Origin of the sequence: Bacteroides sp. 44_46 (assembly GCF_001915465.1) — a bacterium.
In the GTDB taxonomy this organism is placed as follows: Bacteria; Bacteroidota; Bacteroidia; order Bacteroidales; family Bacteroidaceae; genus Bacteroides; species Bacteroides clarus.
The window spans coordinates 276,638-300,527 of record NZ_MNQO01000018.1 but is presented as its reverse complement, the minus strand read 5'-3'; the positions used below and the strand labels follow the sequence as shown (position 1 = coordinate 300,527).

22 protein-coding genes and 1 tRNA gene are annotated in these 23,890 nt (G+C 39.6%); 14 read left to right on the top strand and 9 right to left on the bottom strand.

The features are described 5' to 3' along the window. Positions 1-106: 106 nt before the first annotated feature. The 14 genes from bamJ (BHV73_RS10780) (at position 107) to BHV73_RS10715 (ending at position 11,499) form a co-directional block, all read left to right on the top strand. Positions 107-700, top strand: coding sequence for a BamJ family beta-barrel-assembly machinery protein (gene bamJ, locus BHV73_RS10780; RefSeq protein ID WP_022218534.1), 594 nt, complete (start codon positions 107-109; stop codon positions 698-700). A 13-nt stretch (positions 701-713) separates the two neighbouring features. Then, a complete protein-coding gene (gene bamJ, locus BHV73_RS10775; protein WP_022218535.1) occupies positions 714-1,577 on the top strand; it encodes a BamJ family beta-barrel-assembly machinery protein in 864 nt (287 codons plus the stop codon). A 240-nt stretch (positions 1,578-1,817) separates the two neighbouring features. Next, the gene (locus tag BHV73_RS10770) at positions 1,818-2,282 is read left to right on the top strand and encodes an Lrp/AsnC family transcriptional regulator (protein ID WP_004291634.1); all 465 of its coding nucleotides are present in this window, start codon (positions 1,818-1,820) and stop codon (positions 2,280-2,282) included. A 74-nt stretch (positions 2,283-2,356) separates the two neighbouring features. Next, positions 2,357-2,668 (top strand): DUF4491 family protein, encoded by a 312-nt coding sequence (locus tag BHV73_RS10765; protein WP_009122118.1) that lies wholly within the window; start codon positions 2,357-2,359, stop codon positions 2,666-2,668. A gap of 91 nt (positions 2,669-2,759) precedes the next feature. After that, positions 2,760-2,833: transfer RNA gene (locus tag BHV73_RS10760), tRNA-Ile, on the top strand. Between the two features lie 621 nt (positions 2,834-3,454). Then, a complete protein-coding gene (locus BHV73_RS10755) occupies positions 3,455-4,948 on the top strand; it encodes a tyrosine-type recombinase/integrase (RefSeq protein ID WP_286738283.1) in 1,494 nt (497 codons plus the stop codon). A 13-nt stretch (positions 4,949-4,961) separates the two neighbouring features. Further along, positions 4,962-6,206 (top strand): DUF6043 family protein, encoded by a 1,245-nt coding sequence (locus BHV73_RS10750; protein ID WP_087412261.1) that lies wholly within the window; start codon positions 4,962-4,964, stop codon positions 6,204-6,206. 177 nt (positions 6,207-6,383) lie between these two features. Next, positions 6,384-6,701, top strand: coding sequence for a DUF3853 family protein (locus BHV73_RS10745; protein ID WP_087412134.1), 318 nt, complete (start codon positions 6,384-6,386; stop codon positions 6,699-6,701). 4 nt (positions 6,702-6,705) lie between these two features. After that, positions 6,706-8,145 carry a virulence-associated E family protein gene (locus BHV73_RS10740; protein ID WP_162609552.1) on the top strand — a complete coding sequence of 480 codons (1,440 nt, stop codon included), beginning with the start codon at positions 6,706-6,708 and terminating at the stop codon, positions 8,143-8,145. An 81-nt stretch (positions 8,146-8,226) separates the two neighbouring features. After that, entirely contained in the window at positions 8,227-8,574 is a 348-nt protein-coding gene (locus BHV73_RS10735; RefSeq protein WP_087412136.1) for a hypothetical protein, read from the top strand. Positions 8,575-8,624: 50 nt separating this feature from the next. Continuing rightward, positions 8,625-9,152: a hypothetical protein gene (locus BHV73_RS10730; RefSeq protein WP_087412137.1), complete on the top strand. Its 528-nt coding sequence runs from the start codon at positions 8,625-8,627 to the stop codon at positions 9,150-9,152. A gap of 173 nt (positions 9,153-9,325) precedes the next feature. Continuing rightward, entirely contained in the window at positions 9,326-9,724 is a 399-nt protein-coding gene (locus BHV73_RS10725; protein ID WP_087412138.1) for a plasmid mobilization protein, read from the top strand. 15 nt (positions 9,725-9,739) lie between these two features. After that, positions 9,740-10,933, top strand: coding sequence for a relaxase/mobilization nuclease domain-containing protein (locus BHV73_RS10720; protein WP_087412139.1), 1,194 nt, complete (start codon positions 9,740-9,742; stop codon positions 10,931-10,933). Positions 10,934-10,956: 23 nt separating this feature from the next. Continuing rightward, on the top strand, positions 10,957-11,499 hold the full coding sequence (locus BHV73_RS10715) for a hypothetical protein (protein WP_087412140.1): 543 nt from the start codon (positions 10,957-10,959) through the stop codon (positions 11,497-11,499). A 185-nt stretch (positions 11,500-11,684) separates the two neighbouring features. Here the strand turns inward: BHV73_RS10715 and BHV73_RS10710 are convergent, their stop codons facing one another. The 9 genes from BHV73_RS10710 to BHV73_RS10670 are packed head-to-tail and all read right to left on the bottom strand — an operon-like array spanning position 11,685 to position 23,886. Then, a complete protein-coding gene (locus BHV73_RS10710) occupies positions 11,685-12,269 on the bottom strand; it encodes a glycoside hydrolase family 15 (RefSeq protein WP_087412141.1) in 585 nt (194 codons plus the stop codon). Positions 12,270-12,272: 3 nt separating this feature from the next. Further along, positions 12,273-14,441 carry an AAA family ATPase gene (locus BHV73_RS10705; protein ID WP_087412142.1) on the bottom strand — a complete coding sequence of 723 codons (2,169 nt, stop codon included), beginning with the start codon at positions 14,439-14,441 and terminating at the stop codon, positions 12,273-12,275. After that, entirely contained in the window at positions 14,438-14,668 is a 231-nt protein-coding gene (locus tag BHV73_RS10700) for a hypothetical protein (RefSeq protein WP_229116273.1), read from the bottom strand. The genes BHV73_RS10705 and BHV73_RS10700 overlap by 4 nt, the downstream gene beginning before the upstream one ends. A 4-nt stretch (positions 14,669-14,672) precedes the next feature. Next, the gene (locus BHV73_RS10695; RefSeq protein ID WP_195621313.1) at positions 14,673-16,958 is read right to left on the bottom strand and encodes a DEAD/DEAH box helicase family protein; all 2,286 of its coding nucleotides are present in this window, start codon (positions 16,956-16,958) and stop codon (positions 14,673-14,675) included. After that, a complete protein-coding gene (locus BHV73_RS10690) occupies positions 16,945-18,210 on the bottom strand; it encodes a DNA sulfur modification protein DndB (protein WP_087412144.1) in 1,266 nt (421 codons plus the stop codon). The genes BHV73_RS10695 and BHV73_RS10690 overlap by 14 nt, the downstream gene beginning before the upstream one ends. Position 18,211: 1 nt before the next feature. Beyond that, complete coding sequence (locus tag BHV73_RS10685; protein ID WP_087412145.1) at positions 18,212-18,733, bottom strand: hypothetical protein; 522 nt, start codon at positions 18,731-18,733, stop codon at positions 18,212-18,214. Between the two features lie 5 nt (positions 18,734-18,738). After that, on the bottom strand, positions 18,739-19,845 hold the full coding sequence (locus BHV73_RS10680) for an adenine nucleotide alpha hydrolase family protein (protein ID WP_087412263.1): 1,107 nt from the start codon (positions 19,843-19,845) through the stop codon (positions 18,739-18,741). Further along, complete coding sequence (locus tag BHV73_RS10675; RefSeq protein WP_087412146.1) at positions 19,842-23,051, bottom strand: P-loop NTPase fold protein; 3,210 nt, start codon at positions 23,049-23,051, stop codon at positions 19,842-19,844. Before BHV73_RS10675 ends, BHV73_RS10680 begins: the two co-directional genes overlap by 4 nt. Continuing rightward, complete coding sequence (locus BHV73_RS10670) at positions 23,041-23,886, bottom strand: DUF4007 family protein (protein WP_087412147.1); 846 nt, start codon at positions 23,884-23,886, stop codon at positions 23,041-23,043. Before BHV73_RS10670 ends, BHV73_RS10675 begins: the two co-directional genes overlap by 11 nt. Between the last annotated feature and the right edge of the window lie 4 nt (positions 23,887-23,890).

Here is a 23,890-nt window from a genome sequence, read left to right as displayed (position 1 = left end):
AATCTGAAAAAAACAAAATCATTCAAATAAAAGACGTACTTTTGCCATTCGTTAATTTGCAATAGGCTGGAAAAGAAATCATTTCAGTCGTCAACAAAATCACTTTATGGATAAATTCAGTTATGCTATCGGCCTTGGAATAGGTCAGAATCTTTTAAGTATGGGTGCTAAGGGCATCGCAGTAGATGACTTTGCACAAGCAATCAAAGACGTCTTGGATGGCAACCAAACGGCTATCAGCCACACGGAAGCCCGCGAAATAGTAAATAAGTACTTCGAAGAACTGGAACAGAAAATGAATGCCGCCAACATTGAAGCCGGCAAGAAGTTCCTTGAAGAAAACAAAAAACGTCCGGGCGTAGTTACCCTGCCCAGCGGACTCCAGTACGAAGTAATCAACGAAGGCAACGTAGGCACATACGCAAAAGCTACCGACCAGGTACAATGCCACTACGAAGGTACATTGATTGACGGAACATTGTTCGACAGCTCCATCAAACGCGGCCAACCCGCCACATTCGGTGTGAGCCAGGTAATTCCGGGATGGGTGGAAGCCTTGCAACTGATGCCCGAAGGCGCCAAATGGAAGCTTTACATCCCCAGCGAATTGGCTTACGGAGCACAAGGTGCAGGTGAAATGATTCCGCCGCACAGTACCCTCGTTTTTGAAGTGGAACTACTTAAAGTATTAAATAAATAATTTTAAAAGCAAAATGAAAAAAGTAACATTTATCATGGCTCTTGCAGCAGCTGCCGGTTTGGCTTCTTGTACTGCACAAAGTCCGAAAGCAAATCTGAAAACGGACATCGACTCATTATCTTACGCTATCGGTATGGCACGTACTGAAGGCCTGGACCAATATCTTGCACAACAAGGTATCGATTCCACTCAGATGACAGACTTCCTGAAAGGTTTCAACGAAGGTGCAACAAAAACAGATAAGAAAGATGCCGCTTACATGGCAGGTCTGCAAATCGGACAAATGGTAAGCAAGCAATGGGTAGAAGGTTTCAACCAACAGATTTTCGGTGGAGACTCTACACAAACTATCAGTCGTGAGAACCTATTGGCTGGTTTCGTTGCCGGAGTTATCGGCAAGGGCATCATGACCAAAGAAGAAGCTCAGACTTTTATGCAGACCCAAATGGATGCCGTAAAATCTAAAGCTTTAGAGAAGAAATACGCTGACAACAAAGCTGCCGGTGAGAAATTCCTCGCAGAAAACAAGACTAAGGAAGGTGTTGTAACTACTCCGAGCGGTCTGCAATATAAAGTTATCACCAAAGGAACCGGTGCAATTCCTGCCGATACCAGCAAAGTGAAAGTAAACTACAAAGGTACATTGATTGACGGAACAGAATTCGACAGCTCATACAAGCGTAAAGAACCTGCTACATTCCGTGCCAACCAAGTTATCAAAGGTTGGACAGAAGCTCTCACCATGATGCCTGTAGGCTCTAAGTGGGAACTCTACATCCCGCAAGACCTGGCTTACGGCGCAAGAGAAACCGGTGGTCAAATCAAACCGTTCTCTACCTTGATTTTTGAAGTAGAACTGGTAGGTATCGAAAAATAATACGATAACGCAATAAAGCGGTAGGGCGGTAAAGTGATGATACTTTACCGCCCTATTCAATTATCACCCTACCACTTTATCACCTCTCCATCCCTTATCACTTTATCACCTTATTAGCCTATCACTTTATCGTATTATCACTTTTATTCTTTTTTTCTTCCCATTTTATAGATAAATTAAAATAAAGTCCTATATTTGCTTACTATTTGATAAGAACAAGAACTTTACTTATTTACTATTATGGAAAAAATAGACAATCTTGATCGGCAGATTCTGGAAATTATTTCCCAAAATGCCCGTATTCCTTTTAAGGATGTAGCTGCCGAGTGTGGCGTATCACGTGCTGCCATTCACCAACGTGTACAGCGCTTGATTGATTTGGGTGTCATTGTCGGATCCGGCTACCATGTAAACCCCAAGTCTTTGGGTTACAGAACTTGTACTTATGTAGGAATCAAATTGGAAAAAGGTTCCATGTATAAGGCTGTTGTCGCCGAAATGCAAAAGATTCCCGAAATCGTGGAATGTCATTTTACCACCGGCCCATACACTATGCTGACCAAAGTGTATGCACGCGATAACGAACATTTAATGGATTTGCTGAATAACAAGATGCAGGAAATTCCCGGTGTCACCGCAACAGAAACTTTAATTTCACTGGAACAGAGTATCAAGAAAGAAATTCCTATTTGCCCGGAAAAGTAAGATAAATAAAACAATAGAGTGATAAAATTGTTATTTTATCACTCTATAATTTTACCACCTTATCACTTATAAATATGGATTTCTTAAACGAATATCACCTGTCAGGACTTGTAATCGGTATCTGTACTTTCCTTATCATAGGCATCTTCCACCCCATAGTAGTAAAAGCCGAATATTATTGGGGAACTAAATGCTGGTGGATTTTCCTACTGTTAGGGATCGGTGGCGTCATAGCCTCATTATGTACCGAGAACATTCTGGTAGCCTCACTTCTTGGCGTATTCGCATTCTCATCATTCTGGACTATCAAAGAAGTCTTTGAACAGGAAGACCGGGTAAAAAAGGGATGGTTTCCCAAGAATCCTAAACGAACATACAAATTCTAAACAAAATACATTCGCATTTTTATCTGAAACGCTTGCATATTTCAAGAGAAAATACTACTTTTGTCCCCGCTATCCGAGATAAGGATACACCGGACTTGTAGCTCAGTTGGTTAGAGCAACAGACTCATAATCTGGAGGTCCCTGGTTCAAGCCCAGGCTGGTCCACTTTCAAAATCAAGCACTTACGATAAATCGCAGGTGCTTTTTTCTTTGTCTGCGTAAACAATGCGTAAACAAACTGTTTGAGTTGATTATGTTTACGCATAGAATTTCTATGAAACTCCATGCAATCCTAATTCCTCTATATACGGGATAGTAGCATAAGATTGCGTTGTTTTCCACTCATTTGCCTGTTAAATAAGCTCAAATATATTCCATTTGCATATCTGCAAGAAAAAATGTTGTAATTTTGTAAGTGCAACGCATTTATGGTAAGCCATGACCTCAATGGTGCTCTTTCTTGAAAAAGAAAAGTGAGTTTGCCTAACCTTCATGGGAGGGTCATCCCATTCCGATGAATCAAAGCGTAAAGGGAGTGTTAGTCGGAAGGCACTCTATGACAAACGAAACGCGAGAGTTGCTTCAGGGGTTGAGACCGATTAGCATAAGCCCGGTTACCAGTCAGCGACAGAAAACAACGAGATTGCACCGCTGCATATAACGACAATGTTTTTATCCGTCAAAGGATAGGGACTCAGTAGTTATATGCAGCGTTTTGTATATGTACGCCTCACATTGCAAAACGGCTGTATTCAGAGGTTATGTTGAACATAAACAATGAATGCAATGGAAAAATTGACAAAGTCCCTGCCTCTTTTCAAAGAGCGGAATTGCTCTGTTTCTATCGTGTTGGATTCACGTACTCGCAGAAAAAATGCGTATGAGTTTCCACTATCTCTTCGCTTCACGATAGACCGCAAATTCTTTTATTTTACGGTAGGAAGCTCTTATACCGAGAAAAAGTTTTCAGACATCTGCAATGCGACTAAATGCAAGAGTGAGAACTACAAACTTCAAAAAGAATGGAAAGACACCTTTGTTCCCAAATACAAAGAAGTTTTGAGTAACCTGAACAAAGGAGGTATCCTAACATTTGAAATGGTGCGCCAACGTATTATGGGTGAGGATGTGGCACTATCAGAAAAGGAAATAACCATGTCACAATCGTTTATCAGTATATGGGAGCAAGTCATCAAAGGTTTCAAAACTGATGATGGCGGAGCACGTTTTACCACGGCTGAAAGCTACGAGTGTGCGCTCAAATCATTCAAGAAGATACTTGGGACAAATACAATCAAAGGATTTTGTATCAGTGCCGCAGAAATTCAGAAATGGAAAGAGGGGATGCACAATGGAGTAAAAGACGAGAATGGCGCAATAGCAGGTAAAATCAGCGACACTACGGCTGGTATCTATTTGCGCTGTTGCCGTGCTGTATGGAACAAGTGTGTGCATGAAGGCTACCTCAAAGATATTCCTTATCCTTTTTCCAACAAGAAAGAAAAAGGGCTCGTCAGTATTCCCAAGAGCGCAAAGCGTAAACAAAGTTTCTTAAATGTCAGTCAAATGACGGAACTTTACAATCTTTTTGTCTCAAAGAAATATCCAGAGCATTGGCCGGAAGAATATGTGAAACGTGCCCACTACTCATTGGGATTGTTTCTTGCCCAATACCTATGCAATGGCTTCAACATGGCTGATGCAGGTCGATTGACTTATGACAACTATTATTACCAGACAGATGGCAAGGCTTTCCGCTTCAACCGAAAGAAAACTTCCCGAAGAAGTGCTGACGGTTCTGAGGTAATAGTTCCCATCATCCCTCCTTTACAATATGTTTTAGATGAAGTGGCAGCACCTCCGACTCGTGGCGGTGTGGTATTCCCCAACATATTAAAAGGTGCGGAAACAGAAGAGTTACGCCGTAAATATACCATGCAGGAAAACTCAAATGTAAAAGACCGTGTTATCAAAATATGCCATGAAGTACTACACTGGGATAAATCCATCTGTCCGTCCGACACATGGTGCCGTCACTCGTTTGCGACCAATCTACATAATGCCGGAGTAGATATGGATTATATCTCTGAAAGCATGGGGCATTCATCTTCCGACCATGCCATCACACAAATCTACATTGAGCATTACCCTCTTGAAATCCAAATGGAGAATAACTCGAAGCTGTTGAACTTGACAAAAACCTCTGAAAGAGATTGGTTATTGGAGAAACTGGCGAGTATGTCCGCTAAAGAATTAGCCAAGTTATTTACACGAACATAACATGACTTTGAAGATGATAAATTTCATAGAGAGAATAAAAGACTATCTCACAAGAAAGGATTGCGCAGATATGACTATTCGTGCGTGGAAATCAGCCAATGAAGAGTTATATGCCAATTTCTGTAAACGCATGGATGATGTAGGCAAAGGGAATTTATCCGTTTTGATAGATATGTACCAGATGATGCGGGATTGTACACCACCTGAAGCCTTGATGCTGTATAACTGGCTCTCTGATTTCATGAATGGTCAAGATGTACAGAATATGACCAATCAACAATGGGCTGGCAAATATACAGACATTGTAGCACAATGTATCACCAACAAACGACTGTGGATAGGTATCAATATAAAAACAGGTGCAGTAGATTTACTTGCATCCGCGAAATCGGATTTATTGATGGTTCGTTCCGAAACACCGATTGAAATTTGGAATCATCTGCCACAAGAAACAAGAGTCTATTTGACTGGACAGTTGGATGCACTTATGAAAAACAGCAAAGGATGTTATCTATTGAGCAAGCTGGAAAGAAAGATGATGTACCAGTTCCTGACGTACATCTCCCAAATCATTTTCCTGTCCCATACCGTGTTTGTTGGTGAGTTTATGGCTAACCTGTATGATTATGTGATAGAGAAAAAGGAGACATTGGCTTATTGCATGTACTATTTCGTGATATTTGACCACGGCCTTTCACGTATGGCCAAATTACTTGACCGTCTATTAAATAGCGAAGAGGTTGATCATGGCGACATGGTTCTAATAAAATCATGTGTTGCTGCTCTTGTAACCCAAAGCATTGAAATAGGGACTGAAAGCAAAACCGGATGGGAAGATACGGCGGAAGGCTGTAATTCGGAAATCTGGAAAGAGGTTATGTTTGCCTTACGAAAAGTAAAAGGCAAACGGGGGAATAGAAAGGTTATACAATCATTGGATGATATTCTTGTGGGCGACAAGGAACGCATCAAGCAAGGCATCCGCTTGTTTCTTGAAGAGAACAAAGAAGACATAAGCCTTGCCTATCTGTTGAAGGCATTGGTAAAGGCAGGCAGGATAAAAGCATCTATAAGATACATGACGTTTCATCGTACCATAGAACAATTCTCCCAACGACATTACGGGCACGATATACCACAGAAACGATACGGGGAAATCAAGGAACTGACTTTGAACTCGCCCCAAAGAGGAAGCAGTTACACTAAGGCGAAACGAATAATAGACCGATGGACGGATTATTTTATCAATAACGGGTAGTTGGGAAATCCAGCTATCCGTTTTTTCTGCGAACAACTGTTGTAATACGGTCGGTTAAATTAAGGTATAAATAAACCGACCAATACACAGAATTTCATACACTACCTTTGCTTGTGAAATCGGTTTCACAGAGTTGCACCGAGGCTTAAAGTATTTAATAACCAAACAAGTAAAGGTATGGAAGAAAAACTCAATTTTACCCAACTACTCCAAAAACCCATCGCCATGATGACGGGTGAGGAGCTTTGTTTTCTCATCACCAGGAGTGTAGAGAGTACAGAAGGGACCACTCCCCAAGTGGCATCCAAAGGCAATTACTATGGTATAGAGGGTATTGCCCGTGTGTTCGGGTGCAGTGTACCTACGGCCAACCGCATTAAGAAGAGCGGTATCATAGACAAGGCTATCACACAGATAGGGCGAAAGATTGTGGTGGACGCAGACCTTGCGCTGTCTTTGGCAAAGGAATCAGGTGGAATCCACATTAAAGAATGATGGTATGGATGACAATTGGAAAAAAGACTTGGCAACAGATAGCTACGGGAATCCTGTTCGTTCTATCGCAAACCTCCGACTTATTTTCACATTGGATGAGAATCTTCGTCAGATAAGGTACGATAACTTCTGTCAAGACGATGTATGTTTCAACCCTTTGTTCCGCAATGTCAACGGCAACAAGATTGATGAAGAATCGGCAGGAAAGATACAGGACTACTTGGAAAGAACATATAGAATACGCCTGACACAGAATAAGGTATTTGAGATACTGAAGACCACTTCTTCTGAACGCAGTTTCAATCCTGTGCAGGAATTTATAACACAAGAGATATGGGACGGACAACCTCGTATAGCCACGACTATCATAGATTATCTCGGAGCCAATGACAATCCGCTTGTTAGGGAACAGACAAAACTTTGGTTCGTGGCGGCTGTGGCCAGAGTATTCAGCCCAGGTTGCAAGTTTGACAACGTACTGACCTTGCCGGGTCCGCAAGGCATTGGGAAAAGTACCTTCTTCAAAGCCATCAGTGGTAGATGGTTCAACGATTCGTTCTCTTTTGCCAGTGGTGACAAGGAGAAAGTTGAAACCATAACTAATGGCTGGATTATTGAAATCAGTGAGTTGAATGGTTTGAAACGGGCGAATGATGCGGAAGCTGCCAAGGCTTTTCTAAGCCGTTGCAGTGATTATATGCGTCCGGCTTACGGGCATAAGGTGGTGGAGTTCATGCGACATAATGTCTTTGCTGCAACTACTAATGAAATGAACTTTCTGCAAGGAGACAATGGAAACCGCCGATGGTGGATTATCCCGGTCAAAGGTAACAATCATGTGTCAGATTGGTTGGATGATTTGCAGCGTTCCGTTCCTCAACTTTGGGCGGAAGCATATACCTATTATCGGCAAGGAATGAAACTCTACTTGTCACCGGACATGGAGAATGAGGCCAACGAGGTGCAGATGCAACATTCCAACATCCTTGTTGACCCCATTATGGAAGATATTGAAATGTATCTGGAACGTGAGGTTCCTATCCAATATGCAAGCTGGATGATTCCGACACGACTGGCTTATCAGAAAGGAGCCTACTCAGAGCCAAATTCCACAATGACCTCACTCAATATGGTTTGTGCCCGACAGATTATAGAGGAACTTCCCAATGATTTGGTCAGACGAAATCCGTCCAAATACACTTTGCAATACATCAACCGCCTGATGTCCATGACTCCTAACTGGAAACGGAGTGAACAGGAGAAGGTCAAGGGGTTGCATCCTGCCTATTGCGACAAGACGGGACGGACGAAACACCCATGGGTGAGGGTGAACACTCCAAGTGAAGAGTTCTGCGCGACACTGCCAAGTGAACAGGAATTACCTTCTAATTTTAAAATAAGGGAAAAGAAAAACTTCTGTCCCTTTGTCCCCTTTTGCCCTTAAAAAAAGAATAAAAAGCAAAGAACGAACTAAAAGAAAAGTTACATAAAATGCTTGGGACATGGGACAATATAAAACAACAGTATGAGAAAAGAAGAACTTATCAAACAGCTACAAGCGCATGACTCGTTGTTGGCAAATGCGGTCAGCCACATGGTTACGTATGTTCAAGACCATTATCCCTCCACCTTTCCAAGTAAGGAACAGACCGAAGCGGTGAACAATTACCTGCGAAGTGTTCATGCTGATGGAGACGGAAGTATGTCAGAACGGAATTGTGAGCACCGGCGTATCGCTTCACAGAACATTACCATTGCCGCCATCCGTGTGTTAGACAGCCAACAACTGGACAGGCTGCAAAACGTACTTGACAACATCGCATACGACAAGGAGTATTATATGCCGGAGAGAGGATACTGCATACACCGCTGATTTTCTCTTTTGGCTGCACCAATTATAAAACTTATTCAAATTGACAAGCGATGAAAACAGACTTGAATTATTGCATAGTGCTTTCGTCAGAGCAGCTTGCATATCTGGCAGGAAGCAAATACGGCATCGACCGTATGAAGATTCTGCACCGACTAATAGAGGCGGCAGTACTGGAAGGAACAGAGTATGCCATGAAAGGTTTCTCCACAACCTTACAAGTCGGGCAAGCCATCCTTTCGGAAGTAGAATTATCCAGCAAGTTGGGTTATGACAAAAAGACCATATCCCGTGTACTTGACAAGATAAACCAGTTGGGAATTGTCTCATCCACGCAGAGTAATCGAACAAGCGTTCACACGCTGAAATGTATATCGGCATGGATGCTGGACGGTAACCGTATTGACAACCCATTTTATGTCCAGCTGAAAGACCGACAAAATGAAAGAAAGAATACGCCTATTATATCAGAAGAAGGCGAACTGTTTTCCCCTTCTTCTTTCCCTTCTGTTTCAGTTTCTCCACAGCCTGCGGCAAAGGAAGAATCTGGTGAGGGTATTCCGACAGATAATATGGCATAACCATATTGGGGAGGCTATGTGTCCGAAGTTGTTGTATGCGGTATTACAAGAAGTTCCTATGTCGCACAAATTCGCTTCGCTTATTCGTACTACGTAGGCGTATTCAGGCAGTCGCAAGCTCCCACCGTGCTGTCCCTTTTTAGATTGATGTTTCACCCATAGCATAACAGAGCATGAAGAAGAAAAAGAATACCAACAAAGATGTCGATGAAAAAAATGACGAGAAAGTTACAAGGCGTACCCTACGGCTTGAAGCCAGAGTAACCGAACAAGAATATACCCAAGCGGCTGAACTTGCCAAGACCTGCGGCTTATCCATGAGCGACTATGTGCGTCGTACTGCCTTGGGGCAACACCCACGGCAAAGGTTGACCGAACGTGAAGTGGAAGCTCTTTGCAGTCTGACAGATGCGAGGGGCGACCTTATCCGTATTGCGGCATCTGTGAAATCCATTCAAGCAGATAGACGGGCTATCTATTTCAGCGATACCCGGTTTGTGGAGCAATGGATGAGAGCTGCCACACAGCTCATCAACCGCTGGAGCCAGATAGAGAATTACCTTACTGAATAAAATTCCTTACCTGCTATGATAGCAAAAGCCAGTACCATATCGCATGGTGCAAATGCCATAAGATACTCCGTCAACAAGGAGAAAGCGGATATTGTCAAATCTAACCTGTTGCCCGAGGATATTTCATCGGAAGCGATGTATGGGCGAATGATGCTTGTGCAGAAACTGTTTGCTGAGAAAATCAATAAAGGCAGACCTCTCGGCAGAAATGTGATAAGAATCGAGATTTCCCCATCCGAAGAAGAGAGCAGGAACTGGTCAATGGATGACTGGGTAGATTTGGCGGATGAGTTCATCCGGGTATTTGATTCCATAAACCTTTCTCAAAAGACCAAACGGGCATCCTCAAAGCAGACCAATCTCAAAGGTTCACAATACATAGCAGTCCTACATCGTGATTCCAAAAGTGGTATTCTCCATCTGCATATTGATGCCAACCGTGTGGACATGGATGGCAAAATCAACGACAGTCATAAGATTGGTGAGAGGGCTGTCATGGCTGCGAACATCATCAACGAGAGACGGGGATGGGTACAGTCGGAAGAAATCAGCATACGTCACAAACAGGAAATATCTGACTGTTGCATGGAAATACTTCGCACAATAAATGAGTTCAGTTGGCAAAAGTATGAAACAGAACTGGTGAAGCGAGGCTATAAGGTACACCTGCAAGAAAAAGACGATGGCGGCGTTTACGGCTATTCCATCAAACGGGGGAACTCCACTTATAAGTCATCCGTGTTGGGTATCGGACGAAACCTTACTCCATCAAAGATTGAGGCTACTTGGGCAAAACTACATCCGCAGGAAAGGAAATCCGAACCGGCAAAGCCTGTTTCCCGACAAACACGGCCAGCAGACATTACACCTATTTCGCAACCTGTTATAAAACATTACGATATAGCGACAGATGAATATCACAGTTATCATGTGGAGATACCCGAAGTTGCAGATAATATCATCCGACAGGATTGCTCTTTGGAGGAAGCCCATCCATTGGCTAAAATCAAAGAGATACAATACACGTCTCTTTTGCTCTTTGCAGGGTATTTGGATGCTGCTACAAGTATGGCTGTTTCAAGTGGAGGTGGTGGTTCTGACACTGGCGGCTGGGGAAGAGACAAAGATGAAGATGAACTTGAATGGGCACGTCGCTGCGCAAAAATGGCAAACAGTATGTGCAAACGCAGGAAAGGACTTCATAGATAAACGAACAATCAATAACAAGAGTCATGGGAATTGGAAAATCAAAAATCACTCCATCAATAAACGTTGATGATATGCTTAAGACGGCAGAAATAGGCCATGAGATAGAGGCAGAGAAGCAGGATGCCGACAAGATGCTCGCAGAAATACGTGAAGCAAAAGAAACTTTATTGACAATCCATCAAGACCTTCAGAATGCAATTAAAGCAGAGGGTGATGCCACAATGGTATTAAAGACTGCTATTGATAGTTCCGACAATATTATCAACGGTATTTGCAATGCGATTGTAAAAGCAGAACGAAACACACAGTTCAAAGCAACAATAGAATCCGAATGCCTTGTTCAGCTTCAACAACTCATAGACAAAACTATCGAGACATGGAAGGCCGTGTTGGAGAACCACCGTTCCGAACAGATGAAGATGCTAACGGAACATGAGTCCAATATATGCAAAATCCTCAGACGGAATAAAGGCATTTGGTTCTCTGACTTTTGGATGAAAGTCTTGGGGATATTTTTGTTTGTTTATACAGTGGTATTGGGGCTGGTTGCGTATTGTGTCACATGAAGCATTAAGTGCGATGTAGCGGACTGTTATCTGAACTATGTCATGCATTACTTAGAGGATAATTGACAGATAATCCTGAGCTTTACCCTACGTGTACAGGCTGGGTATTTAAACCCAGCCTGATATTATTCCGTCAACACGGCATTATGATATAGTTCTGTTTACGCTCTCTTTATTTGACTTTATTAATCAAGAGATTCTGGCTGTTCATCATCAAGATCATTATCACTTTCTGCAGTTTTGGAAGCCATCAGCATATTGGTTATTTCCGTTAAGAACGCAATGTCACTAAAATAATAGTTTGGGTCGTTGGCTAACTTGTCTTCAATGTAATCAAAGCCATAGTTGGCATACTCTTCCATTTTCTCCATCATCTTATCAACTGCAGATCTCAATGTAATTTCACCTTTATCTAATGCAATGAAGTCAATATCAGTCTTTGCAATTAATGCAGCAAAGATATAGCGACGTAAATTCCCATATGAGGTTCTGCCGATACGATTCTCGATATTTCCCCAATATTGGATAGCTTGACCAAATACTTTCTTCTTGTCTCTGTCTTCAACCAATGGCTTTGTCCTATTGTGATATAATCCGATGAAGAACGCGATAATGAAAATCTCATAACCCGCTCCGAAAATTTTACCACGAGCTTCCAAGAAGCTACTCACGCCTTTTCCATAATCGCAGAATACATCTACGACAGTCGATTGGTAACGTCTTTCCCAAGAGGGATTACGTTTAGCCCATGATTCATATAATGATTCCATTGTCTATTTGATTTTATTGATTATCGTACGTATAGTCGCCATATTAGTTTGATCGAAGCCATCCACCTTTTTTATACGGTAAACTGAGCAAGTCAGCTTGTTTATATCCTCTTCACGAACTTTACCACGAGTGATAAAATCCTTTGTCACAATTATACACTGTTTGTCGATCTTGTCTATGACATTATAGAAATCACTTTCCTTTGAATCGCCAAATGATGATGTCGCTGCATCAAAAAATAAAGGATAATCCTCATCCCTCTTTTCTTGAGTAAAATCAGAAATAGCAAAGAGAACAGAAATATACATCACTGTTTTCTGAGAGCCAGAAGGATTGGTGATTTCTGTGCCATTGGAACTATAGAGATGAATCTCTGTTGAATCGTTAGCAGTCTGCACTAAGCGCACTGTTCCATGGAAGTCATTTGCACTAAGTTTATCTAAATATTCATTAGCTCTTTTCTCCAATTCTGTGAGGAATCTTCGCAAATTATCCTTTTGTGCACGGAAAAAGGCCTTGTTAATTTCCTCTAGAACCTTATGAACTTTCTTTAGAATTTTAACTTGAGAGTTTGCAGGATTAAGATTATTCATCTGTTCCTTCAACTCGTCCATTTTTGATATATTGTCCTTTAATTCATCTTCCAACTGGCTCAGTCTGACGGATGCTCGTTCTTTCTGTTCATACCAACCTTTAATATCATTGAACTGACTTTCGAGGAGACTCTCAGAAACATTACCAGCCTGAATAAGGATACGAGCCTTTTCGTCTTGCAAATCCTGAATATCCTCTTCAACGTCTTTCAACTCATTTTTTCGCAATGCAACAAGATTTAGCCAGTCGTTAATTTCTCCTGATATGCCGAAAATTTTAGATTCTTCGGGACCACTGAGTGAAATACTGAGTGAATGTAATTCGGTAATATAGTCGTTTTTAAATAAAGATTCTTCATCAATGGATTTTATTGCAGCGCCACGCTTACACTTGGCTTCAACATGCGCACGATATTCTTCGAGACGATGAACCATAAAGTTATATGCATCAGATCCCTCAGAAACCTCACGACCACACACTTTACAGATATGGTCATTTATCATATCTTCCATAGTTTCTTGATTAGGCAAATACCATGGGAGTTCTGTTGCACCATTAACTAGTGCACCTTGAATTTCCTTGATGGTTTCAAGTTTTGCTTTAGCTGCGGCTTGTTGCTTGTCGAAATTCTTCTCTTGAACACGTCTTTCTTTGCTAAGAGCAGCGCACTTTTGTTTAAACTCCGTTAGGACATCTCCAAATGGCGCCAATATCCAATATTCGTCAAGAAGACAATGATTGTAATCTTTCTTCTTAATTGTTGCCATGAGCTGAGTTTTCTTTGAAGTCTTAGTTTTAAGGCGTTCTTGGATATCACGATACTTTTCTGAAGTCTCTTGGTTTTGTTCAAGTTTGTTAAGGTTAGATGAGAAAGTAGCGATTGCATCTTTCTTGTCCTTGATATCCTCTTTATTTTGTTGGATTTCGCCACTTAGACGCGTCATTTGCAATTCAAGAGATTTTGTTTCTTTCGAAATCTTGTCATCAGATTTCATCTCTTGTAACAAAGCCTTATTTGCCTTTTGCTCAAATGAGTCTGTATTAGCAACAAGCCCATCAAACTTATGAATATCAGAGAATTTGTCGACCAATGTTTTCAAGGAGGCTGCGTTATCGAATACGCTTAGATCAGATTCACCTTTGAACATACTAAATCTACGAATGAAAGAATCATAGCATCGCGTTATCAACTGCTTGCCATCCACAGACTCACGTTCAATTCCATTAGTCTCGTACCCATGATAAGAAGCATTGCTTACACTATAGATATCATGACCAGTCTTTACGATTGAAAAAGATTTTTCAACCATCTTCTCTCCATCGTGGTCAAAAGTCATTGCCACATAAACCTCGTCATGTTCGCCAATTTCCAGTTTAGACTTTCTCATTTCTGAAACGTTGGAAAGGTTGGCACGCTCTGATGTTGTGTCAAATAGCCATTCCAAGGCCTCAAAAAAGGTGGTTTTACCATCTCCGTTATCACCAAGAATTAGCGTGAGGCCATCAGAAAACTCAAAATGATTATTCTCGCCATAATAGCTTCTGAAGTTTTTGATATCGATTGATTTGATTCTCATACGTTACGTTTTAGATAATCGTTTATCTCTTTCCAAAGTTCTCTTTCTGTAGCTCCTTCACTTGTACGACTAATAATTTGTGCAACTGTACTGATAACACAATTGTCGGAGTCTATTGCTTGGTATATATTGCCAATGTCTTCCGCAGTGTAACCACCAAACTCCATCAGCTTATCATCAAGTAGTACAGCCTGAAGTATCTTCTCGTTGTTTGTCATTGATGCCATTTTGTTAAAATATTGACAGATTATAATAATTTGTTATTTCTTCTAATTCAGTGTATGCAAAGGCTGGATTTTCAGATAATCCGGCAAAGTCTTTGACCCTTTGCAATTCTCCTTTTAGCAAGTTACGCTCCATGTTGTAATTTTCCTCTGTTGAATCAAATTCTGGTGCTACTACAAGGTCATGGATGATTGCGATATGCTTATTGGGATGTTTTCTCAATATACGACCACGACGCTGGATAAATTGTCTTGGATTTCCTGTACTTGCACAGAAAATTGCAAGTTCGCTTCTTGGAACATCAACACCCTCATCCAAACATTTCATGGACGTAAGCACTTCGATATCACCAGTAGAAAATTTACTCAGCACTTCGTCTCTGTTCTGAATACCAGATACGAACTTTTTTACCGTAGTTGTTGGACTAACTTCTCGAACAATTTGAGTGTATTTGTCAATCAACTTATCTACATCCATATCATCAGTTGGATTGTCGTTTGTAGCATATTGAGTGGAACTGTCAAATTGCACACCCTCAGGGACATAAACAAGTGTATATTTGAGACTTCCGCGTTCTTCAAAGCGTTGCCTTACGATTTGTCGGAAAACCTCTTCCTTATTCTGGGCTTTATGAATGATTCTCTTACGTTTGAGTAATAGGCGCATTAGAATATCATCCGCACCAGAGAAAGAACCTTCATCTATATCATAGAACTTGGCAAGCTGCAAAGAAATCTTCTTGTATTCAGCCATTTCATCCTCATTCAAGCGTACCACATGCGGAAAGTATCTATATCGACAAAGAAATCCATTGTCGATAGCGTCCTTCATAGAGTACTCAAATGTATATTGGGCATTACACCCAAAGAATTGCATAACAGCCTTGTTACCCTTGTCGTCAAATTGACGTTCGGGTGTGGCAGATAAACCAATACGGCGTAGAATCTTCACCCGATCCAACTTTGACATGATATTTGGTGCACCAATATTGTGAGCTTCATCTGCAATTAATAACATCTGTCGCTGTGTTTTCTTGCTCAATGACATGAGCTGCTTAAACGTAGATTCTCTTGAGAAAGATGCATACGTGGCAATGATAATAAACGACAAAGATGATTCATCACTCTCGGCAAGACTCTCTTTTAGTTTTATGTCATCAATCTCTGATCTCCATCCTTGGTTTTTAGAACTCACTTTGATAATGTGACTAAAATTGAATCGTTTACATTCATCCTCCCACTGTTCAACAAGGGTAATCGTAGGCACAAGTATCAAAGCTTGATAGAACTTAAATTTATTGTAAATCTGCAATAAGCAGTTCAACGAGGTCAAAGTCTTTCCTGTACCAGTAGCCATTGCAAATAATCCCTTTTGTGATACCTTCCAGTTATTGAAAGCCTCTTTTTGATATGGCCGTGGCTCTGGAAATGGAAATTGAGGAGAAAGGGGTGCAGACCGCTCATCTTTAATATTCTCTTTCCCTTTATTCAAGGTATCAACTATTGCTGTGACTTTAGCTTTTGCACGTTCTAAAATCCTGCGGATTGAATCTGACGTGCTATTCTCTGTCCTGCTATGAAGAATACGTTGCTCATCTTCTAGAAGCTCCTTTATATCCTTATGTTTATAGGTCTTTGTGATATGCGTGATGATTTGGTCAGCTTTAAGATATTTGACCGTATCATCTTCACCAGAGAATGTGCGATTGAAATCGTTGATAATATCGTTAATACGATTCTTGTCTCGCTCTCCATCCCAATCGCAAAAAGCATTGATGCTCTCAATATTTTCTACAAGAGCCATTCTTGAGAAGTTACATGAACCATCAAACGCCACTTTACTAATTCCGTCAGAGAACATACCACACTTTGAGTGTGCTATACCGTTGCCAACCTTGGGTGTAATAATCTTTATTTCAATACGCTCATGCCTAATAAGCCAGGACAAACATTCAAAAAAATGCTCATCACGCTTAGAAAGAGTATATGATATACGGTCTATTGCATTAAGGTCAAAATACGGTGTGTTCACTTCCGATTCACCAACCATAATAGCATTGCGGTCTTCCTCGGATAAAATATCGTTGATAATCAACCTCATTCTACCACCATTATAAAGGAATGTGGCAAAGCCATCAGCTAATACATTGATCGCTGATGATGAGAAGAAGCCAAGCTTAATATCGAATGTTGTAGCGTTGCACAATGCCTCAGAGAAGAAGCCTAGTGGTTCCCACTCTGTTCGCGACATGAAACGCCTACTGTCCGGCCATATTACATCAGTTTTCAGCATTTAAACTTAAATTATTAATTTGATTCATAGCTTCCTCTTCAGTATCTATGCCAAAAATTGAAGCATACTTAACCCTCATTTTTTTCAGATCAGTTTCTGAAAGGATCGTATTGTCATATAGATATAGAAGAAGATATTTTACCAATGCTTGATTTCTCATAACCATTTTATGTGTCATCGAGTTCCATAAAACTTTATTCCAAGGACTATGTGACACTGTACGCTCCATATGTCCAAAACGATGCAATATTTCGACAAATTCAGTCATTTTTTCAAGCCGTATTTTGGATACTGCTTCTACAAAAGGTTGCAATCCAATGGGCCTAAAAAAGATGTTTCCTCCTGACTCAGATGAACGCATTTCTGTAGCAGCAGTAGTAGGAGATGTACTATTGATAAAGTCATTAAATTCAGGGAATACACTCCGCATCAAGTCCCAAAACTCAACAAGAAAGCACTCAAACGCTTCAAGAACATCATCACTTGGTCTAAATTTTAAGTATTCATTCAACTGAGATTGAGTATATTTTTTACCTTCTCTAATCGAGATGAATGTATTAAATAAAGTTATATGGCACGCATACAATGTCATTAGAGAGGTAAAAGCCATTTTATCATTTGCAGGTATAGCCTTATTATTGGTTGCCTTAATCCTATTACCTGTAAACAAAGGATAATTCTCTAGCATGTTTCTAGTCACAATAGCAACAGTATCATCCTCATCAAGCGCAATTATATCACCTAATCTTACAGGCTTTACATACCTATTTAAAGTAGAAAAAATACGTCTGGAATGTTCTCTTCCTTCAACCGTATTTTTATGACCTATCAAAACAACACTAATAGTTTCATCTGCAATTTCAGGCTTACATTCCAAAGCCTTTTTTATACCTTCCACACGATGTTGTCCATCAACAGGAAAGATTTTTTCTTCACCATTTAGTTCTAATAGCCCAATATTAGGATAAGTATGACCGTCTATCTCATATCTGATTTCTCGCCATTGTGGATCTCCATCATAAACAGCCAAAACAAGACTATCAAAAAAGTGATCCTCACGTTTAATGATATAATCTTTAATTTTGATATAATTATCAGATAAAGAACGCTGTATCTGCTCCTTTATTGAATTTGCAGTATGCAATTCATCATTAACTCGACTTACCATTGTTGCAATCTGAAAAAAAGTCAGATTAGCTATATAATAGATGGTATTTCCTATTTGTCCTTTTATTGCCGGTATATTAGTCATATTAAAATGCTTTTGTAACAGGTTGATAATCTAGTTTATCAGGAATCTCTTCATTAAAATCAGGCTTGATAGCTCGAATTAACATTACTTCGTTTTTGTCAATCATATCATTATTCGTATCAGGATAATATCTGTAATATATATATTGTCCCCAGCGCTTAAACATATTTTTGATTTTTGGTCTTTTATCAGTAAAGTATTCTTTGGCACGTTTATTAATATTCTGGGAATCACTCAAATGACATCTTCCGATATAAACAATATGCCTTTCAAAAAAAGGTAATGTAATCCCTTTTATGAAAAACAAATATATACCACCAGTATCAGATGGAATTTCTTTAATTTCATCTGAAATTCCATCGTTTGTGGAATTTAAGTATTTTATTTCTGATTGCCAATTATCTTCACAAAGGATTGGATTATTACAATCTGGACAATTATCAATCCATCTTTGAGGATTCAGATTGAAAGATATTTCAAAGTTACGATCCTCGAATTCTGTATCAAAAGCATTTCTTCGCATATCTTTTAAATAAAACAATTCGCACAGAAGCTATCTTCATCAATATCGCCAATGTTGTCTGCTAGCCTACAAGAGCCTGCTTGACGCTTTGCCTCTTGCTTCTTGATAGCATCCAGCTTTATTTGGCGGATACGTTCTGGCTTGATAAGGTCTGCCAAACTCTCATTTTGATTCCAAGTATAACCACCTTTCTCAAAATCCATAGCTTTTTGATAGAGGTCAGGATGTTGCTCGTAAAGCCATATCCATTCTATTTTTTGTTGGAAAAAGCAGAAATAGCAACCAGAACGACTACGATTGTACGTACCAATCTTTCCGTCAACTTCAAACTTAATAGGTTTGTAGTAATCAGGTACACCGACACCACTTTCTTCAAGAATTCGGAATATGTCATCCCTCACAAGAATATCGTCATTGTCAACTAATGGAAAATCGTCAAGCTTACCTACAGGGTAATCCGTCGTTTTGAGAAATTTGAATACAGCTTTATTAAATAGTTTTGTATCCAAATCTAGTAGCGCATTGGTCTTTTTACTATAATAGAAATCTTTTGTGAGAGGCTTCTTAATAATCTTCTCCGCTTCGCTCAAAGTATCTCCATCACACAACGAAGTATATATTTCTAAGAGTTGAGTAACGTTATTGTTGCTAAGTACCTTGTTTACAACATCCACACTCCAAATATTCTTGCGAAATGGGAATATAGCTTGAATGTTAGGTTTGGTGGAAACATACCCTTCACGATCTTCATCTCCACGAATACCAACATAAGAGATTGTAGGTGTATTTCCCACAAACTTCTCCATTTCAGCTAATTTCATTTTCTGAGTACACCAACGAGCTTGGGGTGAAGGTAAATAGTTACCAGATGCTTTTAAAAAATGTTCAAATGGTGTTGGTTCTGGACTACCTGCTGCGGCCCTCAGCATTGTAATGCCACCAAGATATGTGTCAAGACGGCTTATCAATAACTCCGTCTCTGCCAGTTCACATCCCGTATCAGTATTATAATACTCCAATTTCAGTTGTGGATATTTATTTTTGAGGTAGATTGCCAATGCAGCACTATCCTTACCTCCTGATATACCCAATATGTGTCGTACCATATTTATTTTAACCTTTCGTTCAACATTTTGAGCAAAACACATATATCAAGTTCATTATTACCTGATAATAGTGTTCGCACTTTACTTTCTATCTTTTCAGCCTCTGAAACTTTTGCCTTAGGAAGACGATATGTCTTACTTGATTTGAAATCACCTTTACTTGTCGCCAATTCAAAGTTAAATGCAACCTCGTCAGTTTCATTATTAATTTCATTAAAGGCTGTATATCGTTCTAATTCTCCAAACAAGTGTGTGAGGTTTGACAAGAACAAGGCTTCTTCTTTGTCTTCTATAGTTTCAATCTTACGATCGAATACCACTAATCCTATCTTCTCATAAAACTCACGTTTATTGTCAGATGGAGCAAGAACTCTATCCAAGAATGATTTTGATTTAGCTGTCAGCAAGCCTTTGTTTATACTTGAATAACGCCGAACCAAAACATCTTTATATTCGATATAGTCGTGAGGCAGTCCTAAATACCCTACCACTGTTTCTTCTATACGATCTATAAACAAGTCGTAGCAAATAACTAATTCATGAACAGCAGTTTTGATAAGTTGCAGATATTGAGTTGCGAACTCTTCATTATGAAAATCATTGTAACCCAAAGCTGTTGGTATATCTTCGAGAAATGCTTTACATGGGTCTTTTGCTGTTGCTAAAACATCCCTAAATTTTGCTGTCGCATCGTAATCAAATTTATAAGTAGTCTTGGCATATTTATTCAAGCCATTATAAAAGTTGAAGAACGGACGGATTGTATCCATAAGAGAATTAGATGTTATGGTTTCTCCACGCTCTTTATTCAGGAATTCTCTGTATTTGTTGAATAATTCCAATTTGATACCACTAACATCAAAACCCTTTATCGTAAAATCATTCTGGCGTTTCTGCAATAGCTCAAACAATTCTTTATTAATATTCAGAACAAATGTTTCGCCATTATAAAGTGCAAACTCCTGTTGCTTCACAAATAGAAAAATGGGCAACCAAAAGTCTATGACACCCTGTTTCAATTTGTATGGACGCATTTTTAATGTCTTTACTAAATCTGACAATTTAAGGGCTTTCTCCGTGCTTTTTGCTAAGAAATCAGAGCAAACAGTCCATAGCGATTGAAGACTGGGAGTAATTGGCTCTCCCAAAATCCACAATCCATCCTCGTTTTGGCGATGAATTCCGGAACTCTTAAACAATGTACTATATATAGTACGCTCAGGCGGATATTGAGTTGAAGAAAATCCGAAATCTTCTTCTTGCCAATGCTCAATCATTGCATCTAACAGATTCACTCTTGCCAAAGAAATTGCCGAGCTTATTTTCTGCTTGTTAAACAATTCATTTCTGATAATAGGCGTTTTATTATATACTACATCGCAAACATTAGACAGAAGTTTATTAAAATCTTTTCGACTCTTTACTATCTGTTGTTCTCCATTAAAAAACCATTCAACCTGACCATTGGGCATTTCAACACAACTATTAATAGCTTCATTAAGTAATTGCGCCTCAAAAGACTGTTGCTTAAGTATCTCTCCTTTTGCGATGCGGTCTTCCAACACCACATTATCAAGGAGATATTGCAGCTTCTTTATTTCATATAGGTGCCTGACAATTTTTTCTGTATCACTAAAGTAGGCATAGACTATGGCTTTGCCTGAACTCGCAGACAACTTCAACATGCAATCTTTAATATCCTCTAAAGGGAATATCAAATTTATAAAGCCATCATCGTCACCTATTGGTTCTACGTCATATGGTTCATTAGAAACTACATACTGGAAATAACGAGGGGTTCCAGTCCTGTAGTATGAGGCAGATGCTACGACAACAGCTTTCTTTACATAAGGAGCAATTTCTGCTGCGACTAACTTTGGTATAGGTACAATTGTGGCTGCCTTATATAGTTCATCTTCAATATTTATATCTGTACCCTCAAATAAAATGAATTGAGATTTATATGCAGCGAAACGAATAATCTTGTTCGCGGTCAGCTTCTCAATAATACCTATCGGATTCTTTATGCCTAATGCCTTTGAAGCGTAAGCCTCCAAGAAAGTTAAATCAACTATCACGCTATTATAGAACAAATTAAGCAGACCGATAGCTTTAACAATTTTGAGTGCATCATCGATGTTGTTCTTGTTAATGATTCCGCTTTCTACTCGTTCTATGGCAACGCGAATAGCACGCCAGTTGGTAGAGTCAAGATTTGTTTCCACCAAGGCTGTGTAGAAGTTGTATATGATATAATCATAGACAACAGCCAAATTATAAGTCGTTGTGTCATTGGGGAGAAAACCGTTTATTGAATTGGATGTAGTGTCATGCAAGAAAGAAAATAGCGTTCTTTCGTTCTGCCCATACCGTTGAATAGCCAGTGTCAAGCATGAAGCAGCTACCGCATCCAATGGGTACAGCATCTTAGACGTTCTGACTGTCAGCGACTCTGATATGATTTTGTTTTTCTTTGCCAACGAAAATATTTCAAGGAAATTCTCTTTGGCATTATCTGTCATTGGCTTTGATTTGGTTAAACTTTCGGCTGCTAAAAACAAAAGTTGCTCTACTGGCTCTGCGAAAACCAATTCCTTAAAACGACCTTTTACCTTCAACCACTCATTTCTTTGAGTTTCGGTAAGTTTGTAAGCATAGGCTCCAAAATTTTGGTGAAGTGTGGTAATAAGTATTACGTTTCGAGACGAAACATTAACAAACTCTGCTAATGTCTGTAGGGAATATAGTTCTTTTTCAGGGTTATTATTAGCGGCATATTCAAGTATTTTGCCAAATTCATCAATGAAAATGAACAAAAATTTATTCTGAGCCTTTAATTTTATCAAGTACTTTGTCAGCGTACCAAAAATGTTTTTGCTATCATCGGAAGGAGCAATTGACAGCTCCTTTGATAACAACGTCGAAAGAGATGAATAGTCTCCTACGATATTCATAAACTCAAAACTCTTGGCATCTGCAAAAACGCTTCTTTCCGATACCAAATTAGATTTGTTGTTGAGCAGGTCTTGTTCTAAAGCCATTAGAAAACTAGATTTTCCTGTTCCGTATGTCCCGATTATCAAGAATGAGTGGATTCCAGATTGGAAGCTATCGACTATATTGCCATACACCTTTTGTGCATTGGGTGTAACGATGTAATTGAAGTTATCGCTCACACCCTGGCTTATGTTTGTTGATAAATTAAATTTCATCGTTGTTGTAATATCTATTCAGCACTTCAAGTATATTTAGTTTCTGGAGAAATTGCACATTCCTAATTCCGCTATTGTCTGTGTAGCTAATTTCTTTGGGGTATTGTTCGCTTAGTGAGCGTACCACCATCAAAAAAGAAGAAGTGGGAATGCAGAATATCAATGATAGCTCTTGTAATTTGTCAAAAGAAACGGTTTTGTCCTCTCCGGCTATATGAACTAATGCAAATAGAACAATTAAAGGATTAACCTGCTCTATAGAAACCTCATTGAATGAATACTTTCCTTCATTCTCACGGAGAAGACCTAACTCCAACAAAATACTCACATATTCTTCGTTTCCTTTCGGACTTGTCGGTACAAGATAGTTTTGCAAAAGCACTCTTATGTCCTTCCTAACAGTATTTTCATTAAACACATTTTTTTGTTCAGGTACATTGCACTTCCTTTTGATGAATGAAAGAACTTGTTCTTTATCAAACTCTTTCTTCTCACGTTGCAAGTCAACAAAAAACAAACGATAAATACTTGAAGCCGCTGTAACCACTAACAAGTAGTGAAGAATCCATAGGGTGGCATTATCCTCGGCATAAGGATCTCTTCCATCTCTATCATCAAAGAGATAACGGGCGATTTCCGTAGCCTCGTCATCATTCAAAAGGCCAAATGCCCTCAGCCAAAATTTAATTGATTGAACCATGTTTTTGCCGACACCAAGTTTTACGACAGCGTCAGGGTCTGTAAATTTATTGCGATCAACCAAATAATCATATCCCTTTTTTAGCCACATGGACTTACAGGGGAATGATTCGTGACCAGAAAAACAGTATCTCATTTTA

Coding starts and splice junctions, on each gene's coding strand:
- bamJ (WP_022218534.1), top strand. CDS start 107: ATGGATAAATTCAGTTATGCTATCGGCCTTGGAATAGGTCAGAATCTT.
- bamJ (WP_022218535.1), top strand. CDS start 714: ATGAAAAAAGTAACATTTATCATGGCTCTTGCAGCAGCTGCCGGTTTG.
- BHV73_RS10770 (WP_004291634.1), top strand. CDS start 1,818: ATGGAAAAAATAGACAATCTTGATCGGCAGATTCTGGAAATTATTTCC.
- BHV73_RS10765 (WP_009122118.1), top strand. CDS start 2,357: ATGGATTTCTTAAACGAATATCACCTGTCAGGACTTGTAATCGGTATC.
- BHV73_RS10755 (WP_286738283.1), top strand. CDS start 3,455: ATGGAAAAATTGACAAAGTCCCTGCCTCTTTTCAAAGAGCGGAATTGC.
- BHV73_RS10750 (WP_087412261.1), top strand. CDS start 4,962: ATGATAAATTTCATAGAGAGAATAAAAGACTATCTCACAAGAAAGGAT.
- BHV73_RS10745 (WP_087412134.1), top strand. CDS start 6,384: ATGGAAGAAAAACTCAATTTTACCCAACTACTCCAAAAACCCATCGCC.
- BHV73_RS10740 (WP_162609552.1), top strand. CDS start 6,706: ATGGATGACAATTGGAAAAAAGACTTGGCAACAGATAGCTACGGGAAT.
- BHV73_RS10735 (WP_087412136.1), top strand. CDS start 8,227: ATGAGAAAAGAAGAACTTATCAAACAGCTACAAGCGCATGACTCGTTG.
- BHV73_RS10730 (WP_087412137.1), top strand. CDS start 8,625: ATGAAAACAGACTTGAATTATTGCATAGTGCTTTCGTCAGAGCAGCTT.
- BHV73_RS10725 (WP_087412138.1), top strand. CDS start 9,326: ATGAAGAAGAAAAAGAATACCAACAAAGATGTCGATGAAAAAAATGAC.
- BHV73_RS10720 (WP_087412139.1), top strand. CDS start 9,740: ATGATAGCAAAAGCCAGTACCATATCGCATGGTGCAAATGCCATAAGA.
- BHV73_RS10715 (WP_087412140.1), top strand. CDS start 10,957: ATGGGAATTGGAAAATCAAAAATCACTCCATCAATAAACGTTGATGAT.
- BHV73_RS10710 (WP_087412141.1), bottom strand. CDS start 12,269: ATGGAATCATTATATGAATCATGGGCTAAACGTAATCCCTCTTGGGAA.
- BHV73_RS10705 (WP_087412142.1), bottom strand. CDS start 14,441: ATGAGAATCAAATCAATCGATATCAAAAACTTCAGAAGCTATTATGGC.
- BHV73_RS10700 (WP_229116273.1), bottom strand. CDS start 14,668: ATGGCATCAATGACAAACAACGAGAAGATACTTCAGGCTGTACTACTT.
- BHV73_RS10695 (WP_195621313.1), bottom strand. CDS start 16,958: ATGCTGAAAACTGATGTAATATGGCCGGACAGTAGGCGTTTCATGTCG.
- BHV73_RS10690 (WP_087412144.1), bottom strand. CDS start 18,210: ATGACTAATATACCGGCAATAAAAGGACAAATAGGAAATACCATCTAT.
- BHV73_RS10685 (WP_087412145.1), bottom strand. CDS start 18,733: ATGCGAAGAAATGCTTTTGATACAGAATTCGAGGATCGTAACTTTGAA.
- BHV73_RS10675 (WP_087412146.1), bottom strand. CDS start 23,051: ATGAAATTTAATTTATCAACAAACATAAGCCAGGGTGTGAGCGATAAC.
- BHV73_RS10670 (WP_087412147.1), bottom strand. CDS start 23,886: ATGAGATACTGTTTTTCTGGTCACGAATCATTCCCCTGTAAGTCCATG.